Consider the following 11,878-nt stretch of genomic DNA (forward strand, 5'->3'; position numbering starts at 1 on the left):
AGCGAGGAGTCGCTACGACAGCGCCCAGCAACCGCGCTCCAGCATTTGTCAGGCGCTTCGCACCGGCGTCGCGCAGGCTCGTGAAAGTCACTCAACCACCTTCAGAAACACCCGAACAGCACCAATTGGCGACGGTTGCAATTCCGGCGCGCGCATTCGGCATTCCCTCCAGCAGTCGTGCAGCAAAATGCTACCCGAGCCGCGAGTACGCCGACCGCGCCAATTTCGCGTTCTGGGGATGCCTACATCGAGGCGATGAGCCGCTTGACGCGTTCGTCGACCGACCGGAACGGGTCCTTGCACAGCACGGTGCGTTGCGCCTGATCGTTGAGCTTCAGGTGCACCCAGTCGACGGTGAAGTCACGGCCGGCTTCCTGCGCCGCACTAATGAACTCACCGCGCAGCTTCGCCCGCGTGGTCTGCGGCGGGGTATTCACCGCGGCTTCGATTTCCTCGTCGGTCGTCACCCGCGACGCCAGCCCCTTGCGCTGCAGCAGGTCGAACACCCCACGCCCGCGCTTGATGTCGTGATACGCAAGGTCGAGCTGGCTGATCTTCGGGTCGGACAGCTCCATGTTGTAGCGGTCCTGGTAGCGCTGGAACAGCTTGCGCTTGATCACCCAGTCGATCTCGGTGTCGACCTTCGCGAAGTCCTGGCTCTCCACCGCGTCCAGCTGCCGCCCCCACAGATCGACAACCTGCTCGATCTGCGAGTTCGGCTCCCGTGTCTGCAGGTACTCGACCGCGCGCTGGTAGTACTCCCGCTGAATGTCCAAAGCACTGGCCTGACGTCCGCCGGCCAGCCGCACCGGCCGTCGACCTGTCAGGTCATGACTGACTTCACGGATCGCCCGGATCGGGTTGTCCAGTGAAAAGTCGCGGAACGGCACTCCGGCCTCGATCATCTCCAGCACCAGCGACGCGCTGCCCACCTTGAGCATCGTCGTGGACTCGCACATGTTGGAGTCGCCGACGATGACGTGGAGCCGCCGGTACTTCTCGGCGTCGGCGTGCGGCTCATCGCGCGTGTTGATGATCGGCCGCGATCGCGTCGTCGCCGACGAGACGCCTTCCCAGATGTGCTCGGCGCGCTGCGACAAGCAGAAGGTCGCCGCTTTCGGGGTCTGCAACACCTTGCCCGCACCGCAGATCAGCTGGCGCGTCACCAAAAACGGCAGCAGTACATCGGAGATCCGCGAGAACTCGCCCGCTCGCACAATCAGATAGTTCTCGTGGCAGCCGTAGGAGTTGCCCGCCGAGTCGGTGTTGTTCTTGAACAGGTAGATATCTCCGCCGATGCCCTCGTCGGCCAGCCGCTGCTCCGCGTCGATCAGTAGGTCTTCGAGCACCCGCTCACCGGCGCGGTCGTGGGTGACCAACTGGGTCAGGTTGTCGCACTCGGCGGTTGCGTACTCGGGGTGGCTGCCCACGTCGAGATACAACCGCGCACCGTTGCGTAAGAACACGTTCGAACTGCGGCCCCACGACACCACCCGCCGGAATAGGTAGCGGGCGACCTCGTCGGGGCTCAGCCGGCGATGGCCATGGAACGTGCAGGTGACACCGAACTCTGTCTCGATGCCCATGATTCGTCGCTGCACGTAATCGAGACTACTTGCTGCTGCCCGGCCACGGCGGGCAAGCCGCGCTGTTGACAGTGGTTGGGGTTTCCGTCACGGTCCGCCGGCGACCACGCTGCATTGCTGAGGTTCTACGGCGAGCAGTCGCCTCCCCTGTGGATAACATCAGCGGCGGCGCCACAGAATCTGTCAGCATGAGGCATGGGGGGACGAACGGAAGTCGATCTGGGTCAGTTGCGCACTGTCGCCGACCACGTCATGCAAGCGGCAGACAACCTCGCTGAAATGCGTTGGCCAACACTGGATCCCGATGACATGCAGGGTTCAGCAGTCGGCAACGTCGCGGCGCCAGTCATGGTGGCTGCTCGGCTGACCGACGTGGTCGCCAACATGCGGGGGTGGGCGCTGGCCGCCCACATGTCGGCCGACGCCTTCGAACGCGCCGACCGTCGCAATCAGGAGCGCTTGGGTCGGTGACCCGGCCGACCGTCTCGCAGGCCGAAGCCTGGCGGCCCGATTCGCTGCGCCGCCTCGCCGACGGCTGGGATGACGCCGCACGCCGCTTGACGGCGGAAGTCGACACCGCCCTGCGCGAAATTGACGGTAGCAACCAATCCTGGACCGGTGCCGCTGCCGACGCCGCCCGGGGAAATGCACATGGCATCGCGACCGGGAGTGACGACGCAGCCCGCCACCTCGTCACCGCCTCGGTGGCCGCACGAGACGGCGCTGACCAGATCGCCGTCGCTCAATCTTCGGTGCTGGAGAAGGTCGCCGAGGCCCGCGACGGCGGATTCGACGTGGCTGACGACGGAACCGTGACGATTCACGCCAACGCATCACCGCTGCTCATCGCCCTGTCTGGCGGCGACGCTGCCGTCGCGCACGACATGATGACGGTGCGAGCTGGCGAGTTGACCACGCAGATCACCGGCGCGCTGGATCGACTCGGTGCCGCCGACGCCGACACAGCCCTCGACATTGGGGAGGCTTTCGCGTCGGGGCCAACCCCGAAGGCCGCTGCGACGTTTCCGGCCGGCGCGTGGCCAGTGCAGGCATCCGACGTGGTGGCGGGCTGGCCCGCTATGAGCCAAGACCGAATCAGTGAGCAGATCGCCGCGATGACGCCCGCACAAAGGCAGCGCCTCGTCGCCGACTTTCCTCAGCAAGTCGGCAACACCGATGGCATTCCCTGGGGCATGCGTGCCGCCGCGAACCGCGTCAACATCGCCCAGGCGATCGTCGATGGCCTCAATGATCCGGCGGCCCAGGAACGAACGGCCTTTTACCGCGGCCTGCTCGGCGAGATCGACGATCCAACCCGCAGCGGCCAACGCATCGATCGGCAGATTCTCGCCTTCGACCCAGAACATGCATCGCTGGTCGAACTCAACGGCAACCTCGCGACGGCAAAGAGTGTGGCGGTGCTGGTGCCGGGGCTGAACACCACGATCGAAGGTTCGGCAGCCAATACCCGGACCGCCCGCCGCTTCGTGTCAGCCACCCGCGGTGACGTCGCGACCATCACGTATCTGGGCGGCCCCTTCCCGCGCGGCAACCGTGTCACCGGTGTCGTCGACGCGGCCGACCCGCGGTATGCGCTCGACATGGCGCCGCGGCTTGTCGCTTTCAGCGAAGACGTCGACCGCACCGTCGACGTCCCCGTCACCTACATCGGCCATTCGTACGGCGGGTCGATCGTGGGCACCGCCGAAGCACTCGGCCTGTCAGCCGACCGCATGTTGTACGTCGCTGCGGCCGGCGCAGGTGTCGGCGTCGACGATCCAGGCGAGTGGCACAACCGCAATCCGGATGTGCTGCGATTTTCGATGACGGCACCGGGGGACTTCATCCAGGCGGTGCAAGGCATACCCGGCGGACCGCATGGTGCCGATCCCGATGAGATGCCCGGCGTAATCCATTTAGCCACAGGGCATTACGATGACAGGCGGATCATGGCAGGCCCACAGGCCCACAGCGATGTGCTCAACTGGCCGTCTGACGCGTGGCGCAACATTCTGGCGGTCATTACCGGTGACCGCGACCGGATCCAGCTCGCAGGGTGAGCCGGGGATCCGGAGAAGCGATTTCGAGGACGGTGCAACAGTTGCTCGAGGGTCATCGTTGTCAATGTCGACGGCCGCGGCCAATCCGGCAGTACCACTTGGCACAACATGACATCCACACCGACGCGCACGATAAGCCGGCGGCTGCGCCGGGCGTTGGAGCATCGTCACCGCATGTGCGCGGTGCCCGGCTGTGGGGCCACCCGCGGTCTGCACGCCCACCACATCCAACACGTGCGCCGTGAGGCGCGTGTATTCCGATCGGAGGTGAGAGACCTCCGATGTTCGGCCGTCACAGCGGCCGGATAGAGCTGAGGGCAGCTGAATCCTGCAGGGATCGAGAGGGATTCAGTGGCAAGCGGCCCTGACAAAGCCACGGCGTGTCAGCACTGCCAGATGATGCGGCGCGTGGTGAGCAAGGTGAGAGGGCATACGTGAGGAACCAGTGTCGGAAGCCTCGTTATGTGGAGCCGGTCTGTAAACCTGGCGGACATCGGATCGGTGTTGTGGCGCACGTGGAAGCGATGTAGGCGGACGCGTCCGCTGCTTGCCTCAGCCAGGGCGGGCAGCAGCCGGTGGGGAATGGTCTGTGGCGTACCTACCGGGGCCATCGGGGTAAAGCTGGGTGCCGGCCTCACCAATCGGAATTACGTGAACACGGGAACCATTCGGGTGCTTCCCTTCCCGCATCCCGGCCAGGGGTGCGGCGGGTAGGTGTCGATGCCCACCGAGGGCACCGGGGTGGGGCGGAGCCGCTGTAGTACTGCGAGGCCGGGAAAGCCGGTCACATCGGGAAGGGCGGCAGTAGGACACGCAGAACAGGGGATTGCAATGTCAGAAGATGCGCCGATGAATATCGGTGCCGCGCTGGAGTTGCCGTTCGTGGCGGCTCAGCGGGTACTGAGGATGCAGACCAAACTGCACTGCTGGGCGGCGGCCGATCGTGGTCGTCGGTTCGATGATCTGTTCAACCTCGTGGCGGATCCGTGTTTCCTCGCCGTGGCGTGGACACGAGTCCGGGAGAACACTGGTGCCCGCAGTGCGGGGATCGACAAACGCACCGCGCGGGGCATCGAGGCTAGCGCCGACGGTGTGGCCGGGTTCCTCGAACAGTTGCGGGAAGCATTACGCTCCGGCACTTTTCGGCCCGTACCGGTGCGTCGAGTCGAGATACCCAAAGCGAGCGGCAAGGTCCGTAAGCTCGGTATCCCGACCGTGGCCGATCGGGTGGTGCAGGCGTCGCTGAAGCTGGTGCTGGAGCCGGTATTCGAAACGGATTTCTCCGATTCGAGTTATGGGTTTCGACCGAGGCGACGTGCCCAGGACGCGATCGAGGATATTCGGATGTTCGCTCATCGTGGTTATGAGTGGGTATTTGAAGCCGACATCGCGGCGTGTTTCGACGAAATCGACCACAGTGCCCTGCTGCAGCAGGTGCGGGGCCGAATCGGCGATAAACGCATTCTGGGGTTGGTCAAGGCATTCCTGAAGGCCGGAGTGCTGGACACCGACGGCGATACCTACGACACCTTTACCGGAACTCCCCAGGGCGGCATTCTCTCGCCGCTGCTGGCCAACATCGCCCTGTCGGTCATCGATGATCACTTCGACACCCAATGGGCGGCCCACCGTAACGGGTCGGCTCGCCGGAGCCACCGCCAGCACGGAGGCGCGACGTATCGCCTGGTGCGCTACGCCGATGACTTCGTGGTTCTGGTCTACGGTGAACGCGAGCACGCCGAACAACTGTGGGAGCACATGAGCGATCTGCTGGCACCGATGGGGTTGCGGTTGGCCCCGGACAAGACGCAGGTCGTGCATATCGACGAGGGCTTCGACTTTCTGGGGTTCCGCCTCCAACGGCATACCCAGTGGGGAAGCAACCGGGCATACGTCTACAGCTACCCGTCGCGCACATCGCTGCAGACGATGCGACGCAACCTCAAGACGGTGACCAAACGGATTACCCATCAATCCGCTGACCAGCTGTTCCGGCAACTGAGTCGGATGGTCCGCGGTTGGGCCCAGTACTTCCGGCACAGCTCAGCCAGCCAGGCCTATTCAAACATCCGCAACTACTTGTGGTGGCGGGTATGGAACTGGCTGCTGCATAAACATCCCGGCACCGGAAAACGGACCATGTGGGACCGACACCACGTGCGTGGCTGGCCGGAGTACAACGGCGTCCGGCTCTACGACCCCTCCACGATGCACATCCAGCGCTACCGCTACAGGGGCTCGCAGATTCCGACACCCTGGGAAACACCCATCGCCGCCCCAGCATGACCTATGGAGAGCCGGATGCGGTGAAAGTCGCACGTCCGGTTCGGGGGCGCGGCGGTGGGAAATAGCCCGGGCGACAAGCCCGGACACTACGCCCGCCGTCGACGCCTACTGGGAAGACGGCGGCCCCACCGAACTGGACAACCTGGTGCTGCTGTGCCCGTACCACCACCGGCTCCATCACCGCGGCGCCATCACCATCACCGGACCCGCCGACCGTTTGATCGTCACCGACAGCGACGGACTCAGCGCGGCCTCGCTCGCCCGGCCACCGACCAAACCCCCACCCGATGTGCCACCCTGTCCCGGGCCCCTGGGTGAGCGCGCCGACTGGTGGTGGTACGAACCCTTCCAACCCCAACCACCACCAACAAACACCAACTAGCTCGGGCTCAAACAGGGTGAGGCATAAGGGAATTCATGCGCGATACGTGCAGCTCGTGCATCGTGAAATTCGAGGCCGACAGCCAAGGCGCACCAAGCTTGCGCGCCACCGCAGCGCATGACGATCGGGCCGAGGTGCACTCTGATGTGAGCCAAGTCGGCGACGCTCGCGAAGCGGCCAGCCGTGCCGCCTCGAGTGCATTGGCGCCGGGAGTGTTGCAGGTCGCCGCAGCTACTACACAGGTGTCCCGACAAAACGAGCCAAATTCGGCCGTGGGACAGCCAGAATGGGCCGATGTGGTCGCGCAGCTCGCCCGTCGACGGGTTCCGGCTTGCCTTCGACCGCTTCGGAACCAGGGGTGCACCGGCCGTCGTGCTGCTGCACGGCTGGCCCGGCAACCGGCATGACTTCAGACGGGTCGTCCCGATTCTTGGCGACATTGCCGACGTCATCGTTCCGGATCTGCGCGGTTTCGGCGGCTCCGACAAACATGAGGTGGCGGTCCAGCACTTCTACAGCGCCACCGCGCAAGCCAGCAGCATCACCGGTCTGATCAAGGAACTGGACCTATCCGACGTCATCATCGCAGGCTACGACGTCGGGAGCCGCGTCGCGCAGAGTGTCGCGCGGATGCACCCCGAGCTGGTGCGGGGTCTTGTGCTCTCTCCCCCGCTCCCCGGTGCCGGCGATCGCGTGCTCACCGCGCACGCACAAGGCGAGTTCTGGTATCAGGCTTTCCACCAGCTTCCACTGGCCACGCAGTTGATCGATGGCAATCCCGACGTCGTCCGAGAATACTTGCGGCACTTCTGGACTCACTGGTCTGGCCCGAAGTTCACACTCGCCGAGGAATATCTGGACCGGCTCGTATCCGACTACGCGCTTCCAGGCGCGTTTACAGCATCGATTGCGTGGTACCGCGCGGGGGCAGGCACCGTCGCCCAGTCACTCATCGAGATGCCACCCCACGGCGCCATCAAGATTCACGTGTCCACCGATGTGCTCTGGCCGCAGCACGATCCACTGTTCCCCAGCGACTGGGCAGACCGCCTCGACGACTACTTCACCGACGCGCGGCTCCACATCGCCTCCGACGCCGGGCATTTCACGCCACTAGAGTGCCCGGAGCAGTTCGCCGAACTCATCCTCGTTCAGCAGCCGACGTAGTTCACCGAAACGTTCACGGCGAGCCCGCCCGTCGATGTCTCCTTGTACTTCGAACTCATATCGCGTCCGGTGGCGCGCATGGTTTCGATCACCTCGTCGAGGCTCACGCGATGTTCACCGTCGCCGCGCAACGCCATGCGCGCCGCGTTGATAGCCTTCCCTGCCGATATCGCGTTGCGTTCGATGCACGGGATCTGCACCAGCCCCGCGATCGGATCGCACGTCAACCCCAGGCTGTGCTCCATCGCGATCTCGGCTGCATTCTCGACCTGTTCCGGTGTGCCGCCGAGGATTTCGGCCAGACCAGCAGCCGCCATCGATGATGCGGACCCGACCTCTCCTTGGCAGCCAACCTCGGCACCGGAGATCGACGCCCGCTCCTTATAGAGCGAGCCGACCGCCCCAGCGGTCAATAGAAAACGAACCGCCGTGTCGTCCGGGTTCGCTGTCCCCGCCTCTGTGTAGTACACCGCGTAGTGCAGCACCGCGGGAATGATCCCTGCCGCGCCGTTGGTCGGCGCAGTCACGATTCGCCCACCCGAGGCGTTCTCCTCGTTGACGGCGAGCGCCACCAGGTTCACCCAATCCTCGGCGAACCGCGGATCGCGGTTGGGGTCTTCCTGACTGAGACGGTGATGCCATTGCCCGGCCCGCCGGCGCACTTGAAGCGCGCCCGGCAGCAGACCGGTTCGGCTGATGCCGCGCTGCTCGCACTCCACCATCACGTCGCGCAGATGCAGTAGCTCGGCGCGGACGTCCTCGGCGCTGCGCATGCCACACTCATGCGCGAGCATCACCTCGCTGATCGACCTGCCCGTACCCGAAGCCAAAGCGAGCAGTTCTGCGGCCGACGAGAACGACGTTTCGTCATCCTCAGCGGCATGATCACTGGCGTCCTCGCCCTCGGTAACGACGAATCCGCCCCCGATGGAGTAGTACGTCCGCCGGTGCAGCGTGCTGTCGTCGGCGCCGCGCGCCGTGAGCGTCATCCCGTTCGGGTGGAAGTCGAGTACCGTCCGCGTGTACAGCGCGATGTCGTCCTCGGACAACGCAATTGGCACTCGTCCGCCGAGCATGATCTTGCCGCTGTTGCGCAGCCGCTCCCGCCCGGCTTCCACCTCTTCGGACTCGATCGTCTCCGGGCGGTGCCCCTCGAGCCCGAGCAGAACCGCGGATAGCGTGCCGTGGCCCCGGCCCGTCGCCGCCAGTGACCCGTACAGCTCGACCCGCACATCGGCCACCCGCGCGAGAACCCCAGAGGCGTCCAGGTCGGCGACGAAGTTCGCCGCCGCCCGCATCGGTCCGACGGTATGCGAACTCGATGGCCCGATGCCGACCTTGAAGAGTTCAAAGACACTGATGGTCACTGACAGTCCTTCCCTGACTAGAGCGGCGAGTAGAGCGGATGACGCTCGGCGAGCTCGCTGACCGCCCGCGCCCACTTCGCGGTGTCCGCGTCCGGCGTGGCGATCAGGCACTGCGCAATGAGATCGGCGACGGCGGCGAAGTCCTCGGCATCAAAGCCGCGGGCTGCAAGCGCAGGCGTGCCGATACGCAGCCCGGACGTCACCATCGGCGGCCGCGGATCGAATGGAACAGCGTTGCGGTTCACCGTGATCCCGATCGTCGCCAGCCGGTCCTCGGCCTGCCGCCCGTCGATGTCGGCGTTGCGCAGATCGACGAGTACTAGATGGACATCGGTGCCACCGGTGAGCACGGCGATTCCCGCATCGCGCACGTCGGGCGCCGACAGCCGCTCGGCCATGATCTTTGCGCCCTCGATGACGCGCTGCTGACGCTCGACGAAATCGGGCATCGCCGCCATCTTGAAGGCCACCGCCTTGGCCGCGATCACGTGCTCCAGCGGTCCACCCTGCTGACCGGGGAACACTGCCGAGTTGATCTTCTTGGCGATGTCCGCGTCCTTCGTCAGGATGATGCCGCCGCGCGGTCCGCCAAGGGTCTTGTGCGTGGTCGAAGTGACCACGTGCGCGTGCGGCACCGGCGACGGGTGCAAGCCCGCCGCCACCAGCCCTGCGAAGTGAGCCATGTCGACCATCAGGTACGCGCCCACCTCGTCGGCGATCGCCCGGAACCGGGCGAAATCCTGGTGCCGCGGGTAGGCCGACCAGCCGGCGATGATCATCTGCGGTCGGTGTTCGCGGGCCGCCTCGGCAACCTGATCCATGTCGATCAGGTAGTCGTCGCGCGAGACCCCGTAGGCGGCAACGTTGTACAGCTTGCCCGAGAAGTTCAGCCGCATTCCGTGGGTGAGGTGACCGCCGCAGTCGAGCGAGAGTCCGAGGATGGTGTCGCCCGGCTTGAGCAGTGCATGCATGACGGCCGCATTGGCCTGCGCACCAGAGTGCGGCTGCACGTTCGCGAACTCGGCGCCGAACAGGAACTTGATTCGGTCGATCGCCATCTGCTCGATGACGTCGACGTGCTCGCAGCCGCCGTAGTAGCGCCGCCCGGGGTAACCCTCGGCGTACTTGTTAGTGAGCACCGAACCCTGCGCCTCCATGACCGCGAGCGGCGCATGGTTCTCCGAGGCGATCATCTCCAGGCCGGTGCGCTGGCGTTCTAGTTCCTTGCCGATCAACTCCGCAATCTCGGGATCGAAATCGGCGAGGCGTTCGTCCAGGACGCTCATGTCGATGCTCCGTTCGTAGGGGCTTGAGTAGTGAATACCAGAATGTCGCAAACTGATATATCAGAGTGTGATCGGCATCATAGCTGCGTGCGGCTTTGACGGTCAAGGATCAGCATTGCCGCCTTGTTACCAGCGAGTTTCGTTTGGCGCCCCCTCTTGACAGTGACGTGGGACACGGTTCAGTCTGTTGCATGTAGAGGGTTCTATTGCGCAATACGCAACATAGGATGCTGGGCGAGAGGCCGGACTAGGTGGCGGAACACCTGAATATGTTCATTGCGGGCGAATGGCGCCCCGCGCTCGACGGCGCACGGCGAGAGATCCGATGCCCGGCCGATGGCCAGCTGGTCGCGCAGGCCGCCGAAGCCTCCGCCGAGGACACCCATGCGGCGATCGCCGCGGCGCGCGAGGCCTTCGACACCGGCCCATGGCCGCACATGCCAGAACGCGAACGCGCGGAGGTGTTGCGGCGCACCGCCGACCTGATCGACCGCGACCGAAAGGATTTCGTCCGCGCCGAATCGCTCGACACCGGCAAGCGGACCGTCGAGGCCGAATACGACATGGACGACGTCACGGCGTGCCTGCGTTACTACGCCGGCATCGGCGGCACCGAGGCCGGCCACGTGGTGGACACCGGTAAAGCGGATGCGATCAGCCGTCTGGTGTACGAACCGGTCGGCGTCTGCGGACTGATCACGCCATGGAATTACCCTCTGCTGCAAGCTAGTTGGAAGGTTGCGCCAGCGCTGTTGGCGGGCAACACCTTCGTCCTCAAGCCAAGTGAGTTGACACCGTCGACTTCGGTCCTGCTGATGCGCGCATTGGAGGAAGCGGGTATGCCGGCCGGCGTCGGCAATCTCGTCCTCGGCGCCGGGCCTGCCGCGGGCGCACCACTGTCGGAACACCCTGACGTGGACATGGTTTCGTTCACCGGCGGTGTCCCGTCCGGCACCAGGGTGATGGCCGCCGCCGCGGCGACCGTCAAACGCGTCGCGCTGGAACTCGGCGGCAAGAACCCCAACGTCGTCTTCGCCGATGCCGACTTCGACACCGCCGTGGACTTCGCGCTCACGGCTGTGTTCCTGCATTCGGGACAGGTCTGTTCGGCGGGGGCCCGACTGATCGTCGAGGAGTCGCTGCACGATCGGTTCGTCGACGAAGTCGTCCGGCGCGCCGAAGGGATCACGCTCGGCGGACCATTCGACCCCGACGCCGAGACCGGTCCCCTGATCTCCGCCGCACACCGCGAAAAGGTCGAGGCCTACGTGGCCGCCGGACTCGCTGAAGGCGCAGTGCTGCGCTGCGGCGGCCGCCGACCCGACGACCCGCGTCTGAACGACGGCTTCTACTATCCCCCAACGGTTCTGGATCGCTGCGACTCCGGCATGACGGTGACCAAGGAGGAGTCGTTCGGCCCGGTGCTCACCGTCGAGACCTTCACCGATGAAGACGACGCGGTGCGGATCGCCAACGACACCGAGTACGGGCTCGCAGGCGCGGTCTGGACCCAGGACGCCGGCAAGGCTCAGCGCGTCGCACACCGGCTGCGGCACGGGACCATCTGGATCAACGACTACCACCCCTATGTGCCGCAGGCCGAATGGGGCGGCATGAAGCGCTCCGGGAACGGCCGCGAACTCGGCCGCACAGGACTCGACGAGTACCGCGAGATCAAACACATCTGGCAGAACACCAACCCGCGACCCGAGCGCTGGTTCCGGGGTTGACCCCGCGATCCACC

8 protein-coding genes and 2 pseudogenes are annotated in these 11,878 nt (G+C 65.2%); 7 read left to right on the top strand and 3 right to left on the bottom strand.

The window, feature by feature from the left end; all coding sequences use genetic code 11:
- Window positions 1–242 precede the first annotated feature (242 nt).
- The gene (pafA, locus tag MYCSM_RS17985) at window positions 243–1,601 is read right to left on the bottom strand and encodes a Pup--protein ligase (RefSeq protein ID WP_085976571.1); all 1,359 of its coding nucleotides are present in this window, start codon (window positions 1,599–1,601) and stop codon (window positions 243–245) included.
- 180 nt (window positions 1,602–1,781) lie between these two features.
- On the opposite strand from pafA, the gene MYCSM_RS17990 reads away from it, so the two are divergent.
- The 6 genes and pseudogenes from MYCSM_RS17990 (at window position 1,782) to MYCSM_RS18010 (ending at window position 7,481) form a co-directional block, all read left to right on the top strand.
- Window positions 1,782–2,057: a DUF7162 family protein gene (locus tag MYCSM_RS17990; protein ID WP_015307590.1), complete on the top strand. Its 276-nt coding sequence runs from the start codon at window positions 1,782–1,784 to the stop codon at window positions 2,055–2,057.
- A complete protein-coding gene (locus MYCSM_RS17995) occupies window positions 2,054–3,646 on the top strand; it encodes an alpha/beta hydrolase (protein ID WP_015307591.1) in 1,593 nt (530 codons plus the stop codon). The genes MYCSM_RS17990 and MYCSM_RS17995 overlap by 4 nt, the downstream gene beginning before the upstream one ends.
- 123 nt (window positions 3,647–3,769) lie before the next feature.
- Window positions 3,770–3,880, top strand: a pseudogene (locus MYCSM_RS39095) (hypothetical protein); the annotation flags it as partial.
- Between the two features lie 615 nt (window positions 3,881–4,495).
- Complete coding sequence (gene ltrA / locus MYCSM_RS18000; protein ID WP_015307593.1) at window positions 4,496–5,932, top strand: group II intron reverse transcriptase/maturase; 1,437 nt, start codon at window positions 4,496–4,498, stop codon at window positions 5,930–5,932.
- A gap of 106 nt (window positions 5,933–6,038) precedes the next feature.
- Window positions 6,039–6,314: pseudogene (locus tag MYCSM_RS37855) on the top strand (HNH endonuclease signature motif containing protein); the annotation flags it as partial.
- Between the two features lie 294 nt (window positions 6,315–6,608).
- Entirely contained in the window at window positions 6,609–7,481 is an 873-nt protein-coding gene (locus MYCSM_RS18010; protein WP_015307594.1) for an alpha/beta fold hydrolase, read from the top strand.
- Here MYCSM_RS18010 and MYCSM_RS18015 read toward each other — a convergent pair.
- Both MYCSM_RS18015 and glyA read right to left on the bottom strand, forming a co-directional pair.
- Entirely contained in the window at window positions 7,466–8,848 is a 1,383-nt protein-coding gene (locus MYCSM_RS18015) for an L-serine ammonia-lyase (RefSeq protein ID WP_015307595.1), read from the bottom strand. The genes MYCSM_RS18010 and MYCSM_RS18015 overlap by 16 nt on opposite strands.
- 17 nt (window positions 8,849–8,865) lie before the next feature.
- Complete coding sequence (gene glyA / locus MYCSM_RS18020) at window positions 8,866–10,134, bottom strand: serine hydroxymethyltransferase (RefSeq protein ID WP_015307596.1); 1,269 nt, start codon at window positions 10,132–10,134, stop codon at window positions 8,866–8,868.
- 269 nt (window positions 10,135–10,403) lie between these two features.
- Here glyA and MYCSM_RS18025 point away from each other — a divergent pair, with 269 nt between their 5' ends.
- Window positions 10,404–11,864, top strand: a complete 1,461-nt coding sequence (locus MYCSM_RS18025) for an aldehyde dehydrogenase family protein (protein ID WP_041312329.1) — start codon at window positions 10,404–10,406, stop codon at window positions 11,862–11,864.
- Window positions 11,865–11,878 lie beyond the last annotated feature (14 nt).

Origin of the sequence: Mycobacterium sp. JS623 (assembly GCF_000328565.1) — a bacterium.
Lineage (GTDB): Bacteria > Actinomycetota > Actinomycetes > Mycobacteriales > Mycobacteriaceae > Mycobacterium.